Here is a 15,897-nt window from a genome sequence, read left to right as displayed (position 1 = left end):
ATTATGAGCCTGAATGATATTATTGAAAAATTGCCTTATACAAAACCTTTTTTATTTGTGGACGAACTGCTTCATGTAGATGAAAACAGCGTTTCAGGTACTTATACTTTTAAAGAAGACCTTGATTTTTATAAAGGTCACTTTAAAGATAATCCTGTAACACCTGGTGTGATTTTAACCGAAACTATGGCGCAAATTGGCATGGTTTGCTTAGGAATCTATTTATTAGGAGACGCATTTAATAAAGAAACCGTAATCGCTTTCACATCTGCTGATATGCAGTTTTTAAAAGCTGTTTATCCTAATGAAAGGGTAACAGTGACTTCTCAAAAAACATTTTTCAGGTTTGGAAAATTAAAATGCGAAGCGGTAATGAAAAACGAAGCAGGGCAGGAAGTTTGCAAAGGCGTTTTAGCCGGAATGATAACAACAAAATTATGAGTAAGCGGGTTGTCATAACAGGCCTTGGCGTAGCAGCTCCAAACGGTGTTGGTATTCCCGCGTTTACCTCTGCAATAAAAAATGGAATTTCAGGCATCCGACATGATTCACAACTACAAGAGCTTCAGTTTTCCTGTCAGATTGCAGGTAAACCTGAAATAACAGACGAACTCAAATCGCAATATTTCACAGATCTTGAACTGCGTGGTTTCAACAGTACCGGTATCTTATACGGCGTTATTGCAGGTATGGAAGCGTGGAAAAATGCCCGATTACCAATCGAGGTAAACGAGGATCCGGATTGGGATAGCGGTACTATTTTTGGATCTGGAACTTCCGGAATTGATAAATTTCGCGAAAGTATTTATAAAATAGACGAATTACAAACCCGAAAATTAGGAAGTACAGTAGTTGGTCAGACCATGAACAGTGGCATAAGTGCTTATCTTGGCGGTAAACTTGGCCTTGGAAATCAGGTGACGACCAATTCATCAGCCTGTTCAACCGGAACAGAAGCTGTTATAATGGCGTATGACCGCATAAAATCCGGACAGGCAAAACGCATATTAGCCGGAAGCACAGGAGACAGCGGACCATATATCTGGGCAGGATTTGATGCACTTCGGGTATGCAGTTCTAAGTATAACGATAATCCTGAACTTGGCTCCCGCCCTATGAGTGCAACAGCTGCAGGATTTGTACCCGGTAGTGGTGCCGGTGCTTTGCTTATTGAGGATTTAGATACTGCTTTAGCAAGAGGTGCTACCATTTATGCAGAAATTTTAGGCGGAAATATAAACTCAGGAGGCCAACGCAGAAACGGAAGCATGACGGCACCAAACAGTACTGCAGTACAGCGCTGTATTACTGATGCAGTTCGTAATTCGGGTATTTTGCCAACTGATATCGATGCTATAAATGGTCACTTAACGGCTACCACAAAAGATAGCCTTGAAATAGAAAACTGGACAAAAGCACTTAACCGAAAAGGAAATGATTTTCCCTACATAAATTCATTAAAAAGCATGACCGGTCATTGCCTTAGTGCAGCCGGAAGTATTGAAAGTGTAGCTGCTGTACTGCAGCTTTATAAAGGTTTTTTATTTGGAAATACAAACTGTGAAGATCTTCACCCGGAGATTTCCAATCTAATTGATCCTTCAAAAGTGCCTTTTAAAACCTTTGATAGTGATTTGAAAATTATTGCCAAGGCCAGTTTTGGTTTTGGCGATGTAAATGCCTGTTTATTATTGAAAAAATATAAAAATTAATATGAATAAAGAAGAACTTATTGCAAAATTGAAAGTCATTATTAAGCCTTATACGGCCAATATTAAAGCATATGACAATCTTACTGAAAATACAGATTTTATTAAAGATCTTGAAATCAACTCAGCAAATCTTGTAGATATTGTGCTGGATATTGAAGAGAGTTTTGATGTTGTTATTGATAATGCTGATATGGAAAGAATGCTGGATGTGAAAACTGCAGTAGAAATTATAACTACTAAACTAGCTGCAAAATGATAGGTAACGATGTGGTTGACTTGCTACAATCACGTCAGGAAAGCAATTGGCAACGGACTGGATTTCTTGAAAAATTATTTACCGCTGATGAACAACAGGCTATAAAACAGGACATACATCCTGAAATTATGGTATGGCTGTTTTGGAGTATGAAAGAAGCTGCCTATAAAATTTATAACAGACAAACAAAATTAAGAGCATATATTCCTAAAAAACTGATTTGTAAAATTCTTTCAAATACCAACAATTACATTACAGGTATGGTAACTTGTGATGAAAATGTTTATTATACCAAAAGCACAATTTTAAATGACAGTATACACACCGTAGCGGTTAGCTCTTTTGATGATTTAAATAATGTTATTGAAATTAAAAAGATAAGAATATTTAAAGACCAATATGGAATCCCCTATTTAAGGAACCTCGGAGCCAAAATTCAGGATGTATCGATTAGCCATCATGGCCGATTTGAAAAAGTCGTTACCATCATTTAAAGACAGATAAGAGCTTTTTTCAAAAAATCACGAGTATTTAAACATATCCCAATAAAAAAATAAGCCTGTTTTTTTCATAATTATATTAGCATTACCAGAAAATTTAGAACTGCTAAATATATTTTGCTATTAGATCTAAAAAAGTTATAACTAAAAAAGCCCCATTAAATGGAGCTTTTATATCTGGTTCTATAAGTAGAACCATACATTACATACAAATTATAATAAAATATTACATTTCGTTTAAATCGTTGAACTCGTGTAATGATTTTAGAGTACCCTCGTAAAACAAAATAGCAGCTATTAAATTTGCCTTATCGGAATAGGGCATCATTTTTCTTTGAAACTCTACTGTAGTATCTAAGAAAGTCGTAGTGCCAATTGCCTGATTGTCTAATATCTTTTTGTGGTCACTATCATCCGGAATCCCCAAGTCTGCCATTGTAACACCTGGTTTGGTAACCAAAGCAATGTATGGAAGAGTTTTTACCAGAACCTTAATACGTTCTATGTATAATTCCAAAAGTTCTCCTTTTTGCATACCACTCAATTCTTTTTGATCGTGGTATTTGCGAATTAGAGCTGTTGTACTGATGATACTTCTTGGTGCGTTTTTTGTCTGTGCTGAAATAGCACCAGTTGTCAAGAAGAAAAGGAAACTTAATAAAATAATTTTGCTCTTCATTTTATAAATTGTATTGGTTGTTAATGAAACAAAAATATATAAATTAACTTAAATTACAACTTATATTGACCTCTTTTTTAATTAACAATAGTTATAAGGTATTTTTTTGAGGATTTTACCACATAATGCTTCTTTATTGCTTTATTATTCTAAAACGCCCCGGATATTTTACAAATATGCTTTTTTTATTGCCATAATAGTCCATATACTCTTCACAAACAAAAACTGCATGCACTTTTGACCATGCAACAACCCCACAAAATTCACTTCCTGATTCTCGTTTAAGCTTTTGTATTTGTTTTCCTACTTCAAACCCTAAATATTTATAAATAGTTGGAGTATATACTTCGCCATCTTCTAAACCTTCTAATGCTTTATCAAAAGTTTCCTCCTTGTCAATAATTTGCTTATATTTTGCCATTACCGCGTATGTCAGTACAGCGTATTCTATTATTTTTTCGCTTTCGTAATTTTCTTTGATGTATACAAAACCTGCAGATAATTTAGCTTTTTTTATTTCCTCATTTTTCAGATCAAACGATGCATTATTTTTAAGTATTATTTTCTGTAAACTATCATTTATTGCCTCTGTTGCAAAAAGATTGTCTAAGCCATAAACATTTAAAGAAGCTTTAATAAAAGCTATCGATGAACAATTTGTGCGGTCCCCCTGTTTGAAGCTTTCGAATATTTTATCTGAACTCAGTTGTGAATAGGAATTCAGACAGGTAAACATTAAAAATAAAAATATTGAAGTTACAGATTTCATTGTTTTTATATTTTATAATTATTTCCCGGGTATTTTGTTTTTGGAAAATACAGATTTTACAAATCTATAAAAATCAATTCATAGTTGTTTTTTAACTGCTTAAACTTTTATAAAAAAATAAAAACTAACTTAAATAATACATTTTCAATTAGTTAAAAGCAAATAAAACTCATTATCTATAAAAAATAAGACTATGCTGTACGGATAGTACCACAATTAATTTGTACTGTTAATTTAGGTTCAGCCTCTCATGGTTTTGATTGTAAATATTCCCGAATTGTTAATCAAAAAATAGAGTGTGCAATCGTTATAAAATTAAGATACAACCGGAAAACTCAATTCTTTTATTTATCGCTATTTTTATGTAATCCAAAATAGGATTCGAACGTATCAATATCTGATGTGTTATTAAAAAAGAACGCAGAATACGAAGCAATTGTATCACATAATATGATGTATAATTTAGAAAAAGAAGTAGTTAAAATTAGATTTTTTTGGGATGTAAATGCATTTATTAATAAAACACCAATTGAACAAGGCGGAAGTTATGAAGTGGATTTTTTATAAAATAGATGATTTAAAAGATCAGTATCAAATTAGCAATGTTCTGTGAATTATTTGTTTCTACTTTATTTAGATATATCCTATTCAACATTACGCGGCATGTTTGTCAATACTTAGAAAAATATTTATTTGAGTAATGTCATCATACCAATTATTGGCATATATGAGTTATTAACTTACCTTACGCAAAAAAGTTATCAAACCTCCAGTTTTAACATTTGCCTTGTTAACAACACATTTGGCATAAAAACATTATAGCTATGCTGCTGTTCTAAGTTTTGCTAACATAGCTAATTCTGTTTGAGCCGCTAAATAGATTTGTGCTTTCATTGCAAAATGATTTTTGTTTGTTCTTTGTTTGAGCCATTCCAGCTTTACGTAGGCTACAATGGATAAAACATAATGATTAGTTTGTGCTTTGATTGTTTTTGTTGGCGACTTGGCAAAGCCAGTGTTGCTTTTTATGGATTTATGATATTCTTCTACTCCCCACCGTTTTTTGTAGATTGTATTGATTTAGCTATACGATAAGTTTAAATCACTACAAGCAAAGTACAACTCGCCGACTGTACCATTATCGTTTTTGAAAACTTGCTTTGTGAGCAACAGCGAAAAATCTAATTCTTTGAGCCAAATATCCACGGTTTGTTGCCCTGACTGTAATGTTTCAATACCTATTTATGTTTATTCCTTATTGCCTTTATTTTTTTTGATAACGCTACTTTTCTATTGCTTTTTATAGCCATAATAAAATGGTTATTCAATTCTTCTTTACAGCAAATCATATTTCTGCCGCTGAATAACAGCTGTCAGCCAAAACATAATCAAAATGAAATTTGCCGTTGCATTCTTTGAGCATCTTTCTAAAAGCTCATTTTTTTTCACGCTAGCTTTACGCTTATTTTTACCTGTTTTAGAATCAACTTCCCAAGTGTCTTTCTTCACAAATTCAACCCCAACAGGCAATTTCATCCCGCCAACTTCAACTAAAGCAGTCAAAAAATTTACGCCTTTTACCGACCTGCCAAAGCTATGGTATAATGCCAACAATAAAGTGGACTATCATCAGTATATAGTTTTTCATCTATCGAATCATCAAAACTTAATGCGATGGTATATTTGGATTGTGTGAGTTCTTGAATGTATGGTTTTACCCGTTGCCATAAAAATTTACGGTCATAATCTCTTCTGGGTAATTCTTGAGTAACCTTGTCGTGCTTTATATTTAACAAAATAGACATACCAGTAGCCAGTAGTATAAGAGGTAGAACATATCAAATAATCACTATATAAATCTGCGAAATTTTCAATCTTATTCTACGCTAAATCTTATCAACATTCTAAATGTTAAAACTATGAATTTTTAAGCTATTTCTATGTAAAGTGTGTCATTAATATAATTTATCTAATATAATTTCATTAGGAATCAGATTATTACCACTTCTTTTTGAAAATTGCAAAGCTCCTTCATTTACATATAAAACGCCACTTGCAGAACGTCCATCTTTAGTTTTAAATTCTATATGGGCTTTATCTCCAAGTCTGTAGACATATCCTGAAACATCCATAATTCCGGAATTCACTTCTTTTTTGTCACTGCTAATTTCGGCTATTCCAAAAAGCTGATAATAGGACTGTGCAATTTTAATTGTAAAAATATATTCCTTTTTACAATCTTTACAATTTTCATTGCTCCATGTTCCGGTAAATTGATTGTGCTGTGAATATGATTTTAATGAAATTAACAGCAACATCAGAACAAAAATTCTCATATATAATTTTTGTTCAAATATAAAGTAATACTGGTTATATTTTCAATATAACCCAATAAAATTAAACTATTTTATCATACGCATTATATCAGAAAACTTTAGAACTGTCCAACATAATATAATTGGTAAAAAAAATCCGGATTTTAAAATCCGGATTTTTTTTACACTTGTTTTTTATCTGGTCTGATAATCATTCTAAGAGACTGGTCACTTGCAAAATAAGCAACCATCCAATTATAAAAGGTATTTAATCGGTTTCTGTATGTGATCAGCGAAATTAAATGAACAAATAACCAAATAAACCAGGCAAAGAATCCTTTGAAGTGCCATTTCGGATTGGGCAAATCAACTACAGCTTTATTTTTTCCGATAATAGCCATTGATCCTTTATCATTGTAAACAAAAGGTTTAAGTGGCTTTTTTTCAAGTGAAGCTTTAAAATTTTTAGCAAGATTTATTCCTTGTTGTATCGCAACCTGAGCTACCTGAGGATGCCCTCCCGGAAAGTTTTTATCAGTAGTTAAAATAGCGGTATCTCCAATAGCATATATGTTTTCTGTAGCATTCACTTTATTAAAAGCATCAGTAGCCATCCTTCTGCCACGACCATAACTTTCTGCCGGCATTCCTTCGAAAACTTTAGCCGTAACACCTGCAGCCCATATTAAATTTTTAGTCTTAATAGTTTCTCCATTTTCAAAATATACGGTATCATCTATATAATCAGTTACTTTGCTGTTTAATTTAACTACAACCCCTAATTTTGTAAGGGCTTCCAACGTATCTTTTTGAGAAGCTTCGCTCATTGGGGCAAGCAGGGCATCGCCACCATCAACCAGATATATGTTACTTGCTGTTGTATCTAATTCAGGATATTCTTTTAATAAAATATTTTTTCTCATTTCAGCAAACATACCGGAAACCTCTACTCCTGTTGGTCCTCCACCTGCTACAACAATTGTCAGGAGTTTACGTCGTTTACGGATTTCTTTGCAAATTGCTGCTTTTTCTAAATTCTTAAGTAATGTGTTTCGCATTACGATGGCATCATTTAAGGTTTTCATCGGAATGGCATTTTTCATGACGTTTTCCATACCAAAATAACTGGTTTCGGCACCTGTAGCAAAAACCAAATGATCGTAGGACAATTCACCATTGCTTAGAATAACTTTATTTTCTGAAGGAACAACTGACATTAATTCTCCAAGACGAAACTGAAGGTTTTTTTTGCCAGCAAAAAATTTCCTAAAAGGATAGCTGATGCTTGAAGGCTCCAAAAAAGCCGTTGCAACCTGATATATAAGAGGTGGAAAAAAATTATAATTGTTTTTATCTACGAGGGTTACTTGTATTTGTGGATGATTTAGAAGCTCTTTTGCCAGATTTAATCCTGCGAAACCACCTCCAATGATGACTATGTTCATATTATATTATATTAAGACTTTTGTATAAAAATATTCTGTTTTTATGTATTGTATAAATTTAATGCTAATAATTTCAAGTACAAACTTATCTTTAAAATTTATTTAAATTACAGAAACTAATATTATTATTTGAATTTGATATTAACGGATCAGAATGACACTAAATGGAACATGAAGCTACTTTTTAAACTTTTTAACGACTTTTTCGGTTATTTCGACTTTATTCTGCAAAATGTAGTTAGCCATTAATTTTTCAATTAATTCATCTTTGGTAAGATGATGAAAGACGGTTTTTACTTTTGTTTTTAAATCATCTGAAACGTCGTGATTTGGTTTTGTTTTAAAAATTTGTTTCGCCCACAAAAGCATATTATTTTCTTCCAGACTTGTTGCAGTAGGTTTCTTGAATTCAGTAAATTTTAAACCTAATTCTCTTTCAAAGTCAGCAATTTCAGCAACTTCTTCGTGTTGTAAAACTGTCAGTGAAAGTCCTTTTGCCCCTGCCCGTGCTGTTCTTCCGCTTCGATGAACGTAGTTTTCGTAGGTATCAGGTAAATGATAATTTACTACATACGAGATTTCTTTTACATCTATTCCCCTTGCTGCCAAATCGGTTGCTACTAAAATATTGATATGTCCTTCACGAAACTGTTCCATAATCCGGTCACGAATCCCCTGTGATAAACTTCCGTGCAGTGCTCCTGATGAAAAACGATTTATAGCGAGATTTTTAGCTAATTTGTTGACTGCGGCTTTTGTTTTACAAAAAATGATTCCGCGTTCTCCATCCTTTGAGTTTAAAAAATGCATTAAAACATCTAATTTTTCAATAGGATCAACTACAATATATTCATGATCTATCCCTTGGTTTCCAACTGTTTCCATACTTGCACTTATCTGGACTACATTTTTGTTTAAGTAGTTCTGGATTAGTTGCTTGATGGCTCCTGGCAAGGTAGCTGAAAACAAAATAGTACGATGTTTTTTAGGGAGTTCGGCAATGATTTCATCTAAACTTTCTTTCAGGATTGAAACCATTTCATCAGCTTCGTCTAAAACCAAATATTGGGTTTGTTTTAAATCAATGGCTTTTCGCTGAATCAAATCGATTAATCGACCAGGCGTTGCGACAACAATATGTGTTGGATTAGTAAGTCTCTCTATTTGGGGTTTTATCGGGATGCCCCCGCAAGTAGCTGCAATAGAAATATTTGGGATTTGTTTTGAAAATTCTTCCAGATTTTTAAAAATCTGCTGTCCAAGCTCTCTTGTTGGGGCTAAAATAACAGCCTGAACAAGGGGTGATTCTGCATCAATTAACTGTAATAATGGTAATCCGAATGCAGCCGTTTTTCCGGTTCCGGTTTTGGCAAGTCCTACTAAATCATGGGTTTCTGATAGAAGTAGCGGAATTGTTTTTTGCTGAATTTCGGTTGGTTCAACAATGTTTAATTCGCTTAATGCTTTTAAAATTGGTGTTGAAATTCCTAATGATGCGAATTGTTTAGACATTGTTTTTGTTTATTTTAGATTTTGTGAGCTGATTGCAGAATTTAAAAAGGTTTACTGGAATTATTCCCGTTTCTTATAAAACCTAAAGTCCTAGCCCTGATGGGAACGGCATCCTTTTATGCCGGGGTTCGGCATAAAAGATATAGTGTACAGCAGGAAAAAGCTTCTTGTTTTTATTATACTCAGAATGTTTTTTTTTATAATTCGATTGATTCTCCTATTTTGAGGAGCATTAAATCTTTTCCTTTATCGAAAAATTTACGGATAGATTCTTCGTGATTGATTTCGATATACCCGAAAGTATCAAAGTGATACCCTAGTATTTTGTCGCATTCTATAAAGTCAGAAGCGATAATGGCATCATCGACATCCATTGTAAAGTTGTTTCCAATTGGCAAAATTGCCAAATCCAGTTTGGTACGCATCGGGATTAGTTTCATATCCATAGTCAAGGCTGTGTCGCCAGCGATATAGATGTTTTTATGTTCGCCTTCGATAACAAAACCTCCGGGATTTCCTCCGTAGCTTCCGTCAGGAAATGAACTGGAATGAATTGCGTTAACATATCTAACTTTTCCGAAGTCAAAATTCCAGCTTCCACCATGGTTCATTGGATGTGATTTTAAACCTAATTTGGCGTAATAGCTAGCAATTTCGGCATTTGAAACGATGGTGGCTTCTGTACGATTTGCAATTGCCTCAACATCCAGAACGTGATCGCCATGTGCGTGGGTAATCAAAATATAATCGGCTTTTAATGTATTTATATCAATCGCTGCTGCCTGTGGGTTCCCTGTAATAAAAGGATCAACAATAATATGCTTTCCTCCTACTTCAATTCCTAAAGATGCGTGTCCGTAAAATGTAATTTTCATTTATAAAATTTTATAGTGTAATAATTATCTTCCCCCTAAAAAGAGATTTACAATAATATCGGAAATTAAAGATATCATACAAATGGTTAGTAATACAGAAAGTAAAAAAGTACTTAGTGCCAGTTTTTTTAATTCGGGATCTAACAGCTTAGGGTTTTGATTTTTAGAAACCGTAATTAAATGTTTAGTTAAAGGTATGTATGCTAATAAAAACAAATACTGATCGAAATTATAATCGCTTAAGATGGCAAAAATTATAACCAAAACCATGGCCGTAATGATTAAAGAAAAATGATATACTTTTGCTTTTGCTCCCCCAATCTGAACCACAATGGTGTTTTTTCCAGATTTTCTGTCTGATTCTTCATCACGCATGTTGTTCAGGTTTAAAACGCCAACACTTAATAAACCAATTGAAATTGCAGGCAAAATCAAAAGTGGGTCAACTTCTTTAGAATATAAAAAATTAACCCCCAAAGTGCTTACAAGTCCAAAGAATATGAAAACGAATACGTCTCCGAATCCTTTATATCCGTAAGCTGAGTTACCAACTGTATAACGAATTGCTGAAGCGATTGCTGCGATTCCGAGTATTAAAAAAAATATAGAATATCCGAAATTATTTTGTCCAAAAGCAAAATATATCAGGGTAATTGCAGATAAAAGTGTTAATAGTGAGGTGATTATGATTGCTTTTTTCATTGCCTGCGGAGTTATTACACCACTCTGAATAGCCCTTTGCGGTCCTACTCTATCTGCATTATCAGTACCTTTAACACCATCACCATAATCATTGGCAAAATTGGACAAAACCTGTAATCCAAGAGTTGTTAAAAGTGCAAAACCAAAAATTTTCCAACTGAATACTTCTGTTGGTGTATTGATGGTTTCTGTGGGGTTTGATAAGGCATAAATGCTTCCTACTATAATTCCGGAAACAGATAAAGGCAATGTGCGCAGTCTGGCGGCTTCAATCCAATGTTTCATTCTGATTTTTTAGTTTATTTTAATTCAGGTTTCAAGTTTCAGTTTTTTACAAAATGTATAGTATTAAACTAGAACTCTAAAACAATTTTTTAATTACGGCAACCATTTATTTTCTCCAAAATTAGGCTTTCTTTTTTCTAAAAAAGCATTTCTTCCCTCTTTTGCTTCTTCGGTCATGTAAGCCAGACGGGTTGCCTCGCCTGCAAATACCTGCTGCCCAACCATTCCGTCGTCAGTTAAGTTCATCGCAAATTTTAGCATTTTTATAGACGTTGGTGATTTTTGAAGAATTTCCTGAGCCCATTCATAGGCAGTTGCTTCTAACTCATCATGTGGAATTACAGCATTTACCATTCCCATTTCAAAAGCCTCCTGAGCTGAATAATTTCTTCCTAAAAAGAAAATTTCACGGGCTTTTTTCTGCCCTACCATTTTAGCCAGATAAGCTGATCCGTAGCCACCATCGAAACTGGTAACATCAGCATCTGTTTGCTTAAAAATAGCATGCTCTTTACTGGCCAATGTCATGTCACAAACAACATGTAGGCTATGTCCGCCGCCAACTGCCCAACCCGGAACAACAGCGATTACTACTTTTGGCATAAAACGAATCAATCGCTGTACTTCAAGTATATTTAAACGATGTTGTCCATCATCTCCCACATATCCCTGATGCCCGCGGGCGTTTTGGTCTCCTCCACTACAAAAAGAATACACTCCGTCTTTTGTAGAAGGCCCTTCTGCTGATAGTAAAACTACTCCTATTGAAGTATCTTCCTGCGCATCGTAAAAGGCCTGGTATAATTCTGAAGTTGTTTTTGGGCGAAAAGCATTTCGAACATTTGGTCTGTTAAAAGCAATTCTTGCAACTCCGTTACACTTTTTATAGGTTATATCTTCAAATTCTCTGGCTGTTATCCAATCCATTTTTGTTTGTTTTATTTTAAATATTTATAGTGTAAAAATAAACCATTTTTATATTTATACCTACTCAATTTTCAGGAAGTCTTTTTCTTAATCAGGTTTTGATGTTAATTTCACTCTAAAAATAAAAAATAACATTTTTTAACACTTCCTTTTAAAATAAATAATTAAATTTACATACTCTAAATCAATTAGATACATATTATTTATTGATTTAAAGATGGATTTTCTTCACTGATTTATTAACCTAAAAAATGACTTTTTTTGAGAAAATTTAAAAAATTTGTCGCTCATTTTTTTATGGTTTTTAATTGTAACACCAAAAACAATGAGCAAATGATTTATTCATATGTTTCAACTATAAGAAAAAGATAGTAACACCGAGGGTTAAATACTAGAATTGTTTATTCAATTTATCGAAATGAATTAAGTTAATCGAGAATTAAAATTGAAGTCTTTCTATAAAATATATTATAAAAACCAAAGGGTCAGCCGTGAAATTGATTGATTGTTTTTGAAATAACTGAATTGATTGTTTAAAGACATAAGAAAAAAGTAAATCTTAAAATTCCTAAAATTTTTACTTTTTAAAATGCATTAAATTAAAGATTATTTTATTTCTGTTTTTTTTTAATTACAATTTTTTAAAACTAGAATAAAAAGAGAAAGGCTATTTGTAATGAATAGCCTTTCTTGTTACTTGGATGTCGTTTTTTTAGCAGAAGGATTCGTGATTTTTAATAAATATATACCTTCAGGAAGTTCGTTTAAATCAATTTCTTTTGTACTGTTATTTGATATTCTCTCACCCTGCGAAAATATTTCTATTTTCTTTGTGTTTAAAGAATTTGTTTTTGCAATAGCCGTTGCATTGGTATCGTTTTGTATAGTTTCTTTTTCTAAAGCTATTTCAGTTTTTACATCCTGTTTGGGTTGTGTATATTTTTCAAGGTTATATAATGCAAGAATTTCCTTGTCTGATAAAGCAGTGTCATAAATTTTTAAATCATCCAAATCAGCATTAATTCCAATTTTAGTATTAATTTCTCCTAATCTAAAAATATTTCCCTCAGTATTAATTGATAGAGCCTTTTCATATTTTAATAATTCTCCATTTCGATATATTTTTGAAATGTTGCCATCGTATGTGACACTATATTGATACCATATATTCTTAGCCAAAGGAATATTGACTATAATATCATTTAAAGCTCCCCAGGCAGCCAGATTTAAATCAGAATTAGAAGTTGTTGTACCTTGCTGCAAGAGCCCAAAATACTGCGCATTGGAGGCTTCACCATATCCCCAGATATAATTTGCTGAAGAAATATCATTCATTTTGATCCAGATTGTTATGGTTCTTGGTTTATTTTTCTGCGGAAGATTGTCTATTACAGCTTCTAGTGCTTTGTTTGTTAATCTTTGTGCACCTTTATCTTTTCCCATCCTGTCGGCTACATAATTTTCTGTTCCCATAAAAGAAATGGAGTTTTCAGTATTTTGTAATGTTCCGTTGAAATTAAATTTATGAATGGGTATTTGAGCGCCCATTTCTAAAGAAATAGCAAATATAAAGAGGATTATTCTTTTCATGAAAGGATTGTGGTATTTTATCATTTTTTCTACTACCAAAATAGATTTAAAACCGATTTCGAATGAAATTTACTCGATAAACGGCATGGATAATCGTTGAAATCCATGATATTCGGTACTGTATCCACATTCTGTATTAGGCTCTTTTAGTTTCTCCTTCCTGTTTTATAACGAATTTTTTATTATCTATAAAAGATATGATGTTCTCGGCATTGTGATGCGTTTCGCTAAAATTAAATTCCTGAACTGTTTTCTGTTCATCACTATCAAAAGAGATTAACGCAATTAATATTAAGTATTAAAGTATTAAGTAAAACGTAAAACAAACTAAAATGATTCTTTAGAAAGTTCAATAATGAAGATTTGATGCTTTGTTAACTTTAAAAATTATAATATAAATTAAAAATAATACTAGCTTTATAAAACTTCAAGGTTCAAATTTGAAAAACTAACAACAATTAACAAAAAAAATATTTTTATTTTATTCACTACCAGCGGGTTAAAAAATAACTTAAAATTAAGTTGATTTTTTGTTTGTATACATGAAAAACGTTGCTATATTTGCAACCGCTTAGAACAACAAAGCGCAAGAATGCTGAGATCGGGGGAGATACTCAAGCGGCCAACGAGGGCAGACTGTAAATCTGCTGTGTGAACTTCGCAGGTTCGAATCCTGCTCTCCCCACAAAAGGGTGAAAAAAGTAAAAAAGTCACTTTTTCAATCTTTTCAAAAACCCTAAAAAATGTGTTAAAACCTGCAAATCGAAAGATTCGCAGGTTTTTTGTTTTACTGTATTTTTCATTTTTTTTATAACTGCACAAATAGGATCAAGACGTAAATCTGAGGAGCAGTAAAAATTATACATAAATAGTAGTGAGTCTAAAAAGGAAGTATTCCACATTCCTAACACCTCTGAATTTTGATCTGAATGCTTTTATTTTAGCATTGAATGATTCTGCTGAGGCATTTTTGTACTTCTGTTGTCAAAATAGTTTAATATGGTTTGATAATGATTCATAATTGTACGAGAGATTATACCGAAAGACTTAAATCCAGATTGATTTACTTTTTCATGCCATTTGGCTAATTTTGCAAAACCAATGATTTTGTCTTTTGTATTCTCAAAGATGCCACGGAGCTCTTGAGTTAGATTATATCCTTTTTGAATATCAGGATATAATTCAAATAGTAAGATAGCTCGTTGTGTTTGATTTTGAGTCCATTTCGATTCGGTTTTGTACAAGAAATAGCGACTCCTCGCTAATAATTGCTTAAGGGTATCCCCATTTGAAAGTATTTTAGATTCGAAATTTACTTTTGACTTTTTGGTTTTTTCAATAGCATCATTTTCTTGATCGATGGCCTCCCAACGATATTTAATCCTAATTTCCTGAAGGGCTTCTGTAGCTAGCTTTTGGACATGGAATCGGTCTGTAACGCGAGTAGCATTAGGAAAACACTTTTTAGCTATCAATCCCATGTTACCGGCCATATCCAGAGTGATTTCCCTGACTAGATTTCGCTCTTTAAGAGAGATTCTTTCAATAACGCCAATAACTGTTTCTGCTTTAGTTCCTGCAATCATAGCCACTATAGTTCCTTTTCTGCCTTTGCCGGATTTGTTGGTTATAACAGTATAGAGTTCGCCATTTGAAAGTGAGGTTTCATCTATTGATAAACGCTTTCCAATATTTTGTGGAAAAAGAAGCCATTTTTTGGCATGTGATATTTGATCCCAAACTTTAAAATCACTTAGAAAATCTTTGTATTGACATTGCAGATTTCTTCCAGAAACTCCATAGAAAGAGGCAATGGTATTACAATCATTTGGACTGGAATCTATTGATCTCTTTTAAAAAAGACGCAAACTCCAGGGTTATACGAGTTCCGTCTGCTACTAAATTCCAATCCCTAAAAACAATCTTTCCACTGTCCTCATTTAGCCATCCTCTGCGAGTGATATGAAGATATACCTGATGTCCACGGATAGGAAAATCCTGAACTGTGATCTCTTCAAAGAATCCTTTTGAACTTAATTTTGATTCTCGGTATTCTTTAGGTGTAGAATTAATCTCTTTTAAATAAAGATGTAATGTTTGCTCTTCCTTTTTATAAGAAGTAAGTTCAAAATAATCCACTATTATTTCTGGCAACAATAACTTGAGAAGGTCGATAAAAGAATCCTGCATTTCTATTTAATTTCATTGTTGTCCGATAAAAAAGAAGCCAAATTAATGGCTTCTTAAAAAACATCGTAATTTAGAGTTGCAAAATTCAAATAACGATGGGTAAAAATAAGTATTTTTCGACTAAATCTGTTTTCGGACAG

17 protein-coding genes and 1 tRNA gene are annotated in these 15,897 nt (G+C 32.8%); 5 read left to right on the top strand and 13 right to left on the bottom strand.

Annotated features, from left to right (window positions below; translation table 11 throughout):
- Positions 1 to 3: 3 nt before the first annotated feature.
- The 4 genes from DMB65_RS02340 to DMB65_RS02325 are packed head-to-tail and all read left to right on the top strand — an operon-like array spanning position 4 to position 2,462.
- Positions 4 to 441 (top strand): 3-hydroxyacyl-ACP dehydratase FabZ family protein, encoded by a 438-nt coding sequence (locus DMB65_RS02340; protein ID WP_110305071.1) that lies wholly within the window; start codon positions 4 to 6, stop codon positions 439 to 441.
- On the top strand, positions 438 to 1,712 hold the full coding sequence (locus DMB65_RS02335) for a beta-ketoacyl-[acyl-carrier-protein] synthase family protein (protein WP_110305070.1): 1,275 nt from the start codon (positions 438 to 440) through the stop codon (positions 1,710 to 1,712). The genes DMB65_RS02340 and DMB65_RS02335 overlap by 4 nt, the downstream gene beginning before the upstream one ends.
- A gap of 1 nt (position 1,713) precedes the next feature.
- On the top strand, positions 1,714 to 1,968 hold the full coding sequence (locus DMB65_RS02330; protein ID WP_110305069.1) for an acyl carrier protein: 255 nt from the start codon (positions 1,714 to 1,716) through the stop codon (positions 1,966 to 1,968).
- Positions 1,965 to 2,462, top strand: a complete 498-nt coding sequence (locus DMB65_RS02325) for a 4'-phosphopantetheinyl transferase family protein (RefSeq protein WP_110305068.1) — start codon at positions 1,965 to 1,967, stop codon at positions 2,460 to 2,462. The genes DMB65_RS02330 and DMB65_RS02325 overlap by 4 nt, the downstream gene beginning before the upstream one ends.
- Before the next feature lie 232 nt (positions 2,463 to 2,694).
- Here the strand turns inward: DMB65_RS02325 and DMB65_RS02320 are convergent, their stop codons facing one another.
- From DMB65_RS02320 to DMB65_RS02270, 10 genes are all read right to left on the bottom strand, one after another.
- Positions 2,695 to 3,147: a hypothetical protein gene (locus DMB65_RS02320; RefSeq protein WP_110305067.1), complete on the bottom strand. Its 453-nt coding sequence runs from the start codon at positions 3,145 to 3,147 to the stop codon at positions 2,695 to 2,697.
- Positions 3,148 to 3,280: 133 nt separating this feature from the next.
- Positions 3,281 to 3,916, bottom strand: coding sequence for a hypothetical protein (locus tag DMB65_RS02315; RefSeq protein ID WP_110305066.1), 636 nt, complete (start codon positions 3,914 to 3,916; stop codon positions 3,281 to 3,283).
- 1,335 nt (positions 3,917 to 5,251) lie between these two features.
- Entirely contained in the window at positions 5,252 to 5,479 is a 228-nt protein-coding gene (locus DMB65_RS02310) for a hypothetical protein (RefSeq protein ID WP_110305065.1), read from the bottom strand.
- Between the two features lie 392 nt (positions 5,480 to 5,871).
- Positions 5,872 to 6,252 carry a hypothetical protein gene (locus DMB65_RS02300; RefSeq protein WP_110305063.1) on the bottom strand — a complete coding sequence of 127 codons (381 nt, stop codon included), beginning with the start codon at positions 6,250 to 6,252 and terminating at the stop codon, positions 5,872 to 5,874.
- A 161-nt stretch (positions 6,253 to 6,413) separates the two neighbouring features.
- On the bottom strand, positions 6,414 to 7,676 hold the full coding sequence (locus DMB65_RS02295; protein WP_110305062.1) for an NAD(P)/FAD-dependent oxidoreductase: 1,263 nt from the start codon (positions 7,674 to 7,676) through the stop codon (positions 6,414 to 6,416).
- 177 nt (positions 7,677 to 7,853) lie between these two features.
- Positions 7,854 to 9,188 (bottom strand): DEAD/DEAH box helicase, encoded by a 1,335-nt coding sequence (locus tag DMB65_RS02290; RefSeq protein WP_110305061.1) that lies wholly within the window; start codon positions 9,186 to 9,188, stop codon positions 7,854 to 7,856.
- Between the two features lie 197 nt (positions 9,189 to 9,385).
- Positions 9,386 to 10,063: a metal-dependent hydrolase gene (locus DMB65_RS02285; protein WP_110305060.1), complete on the bottom strand. Its 678-nt coding sequence runs from the start codon at positions 10,061 to 10,063 to the stop codon at positions 9,386 to 9,388.
- A 24-nt stretch (positions 10,064 to 10,087) separates the two neighbouring features.
- Positions 10,088 to 11,050: a 1,4-dihydroxy-2-naphthoate octaprenyltransferase gene (menA, locus tag DMB65_RS02280; RefSeq protein ID WP_110305059.1), complete on the bottom strand. Its 963-nt coding sequence runs from the start codon at positions 11,048 to 11,050 to the stop codon at positions 10,088 to 10,090.
- A 93-nt stretch (positions 11,051 to 11,143) separates the two neighbouring features.
- Positions 11,144 to 11,977, bottom strand: coding sequence for a 1,4-dihydroxy-2-naphthoyl-CoA synthase (locus DMB65_RS02275; protein ID WP_012024845.1), 834 nt, complete (start codon positions 11,975 to 11,977; stop codon positions 11,144 to 11,146).
- Positions 11,978 to 12,670: 693 nt separating this feature from the next.
- Positions 12,671 to 13,567 (bottom strand): LamG domain-containing protein, encoded by an 897-nt coding sequence (locus DMB65_RS02270; protein ID WP_165834831.1) that lies wholly within the window; start codon positions 13,565 to 13,567, stop codon positions 12,671 to 12,673.
- A 604-nt stretch (positions 13,568 to 14,171) separates the two neighbouring features.
- Between DMB65_RS02270 and DMB65_RS02265 the strand changes: the two genes are divergently transcribed.
- A tRNA-Tyr gene (locus DMB65_RS02265) sits at positions 14,172 to 14,252 on the top strand.
- A 173-nt stretch (positions 14,253 to 14,425) separates the two neighbouring features.
- Here the strand turns inward: DMB65_RS02265 and DMB65_RS22745 are convergent.
- From DMB65_RS22745 to DMB65_RS02255, 3 genes are read right to left on the bottom strand one after another with little or no spacing between them, the layout of a single operon-like run.
- The gene (locus tag DMB65_RS22745) at positions 14,426 to 14,506 is read right to left on the bottom strand and encodes a hypothetical protein (RefSeq protein WP_449403994.1); all 81 of its coding nucleotides are present in this window, start codon (positions 14,504 to 14,506) and stop codon (positions 14,426 to 14,428) included.
- Positions 14,503 to 15,381 carry an ISAon1 family transposase gene (locus DMB65_RS02260; RefSeq protein WP_449403993.1) on the bottom strand — a complete coding sequence of 293 codons (879 nt, stop codon included), beginning with the start codon at positions 15,379 to 15,381 and terminating at the stop codon, positions 14,503 to 14,505. The genes DMB65_RS22745 and DMB65_RS02260 overlap by 4 nt, the downstream gene beginning before the upstream one ends.
- 10 nt (positions 15,382 to 15,391) lie before the next feature.
- The gene (locus tag DMB65_RS02255; RefSeq protein ID WP_110305057.1) at positions 15,392 to 15,757 is read right to left on the bottom strand and encodes an ISAon1 family transposase N-terminal region protein; all 366 of its coding nucleotides are present in this window, start codon (positions 15,755 to 15,757) and stop codon (positions 15,392 to 15,394) included.
- Between the last annotated feature and the right edge of the window lie 140 nt (positions 15,758 to 15,897).

Source organism: Flavobacterium cheongpyeongense (assembly GCF_003202435.1).
GTDB lineage: Bacteria > Bacteroidota > Bacteroidia > Flavobacteriales > Flavobacteriaceae > Flavobacterium > Flavobacterium cheongpyeongense.
Note: the sequence above shows the minus strand (reverse complement) of the source record. Positions and strands in the feature narration are given on the sequence as shown.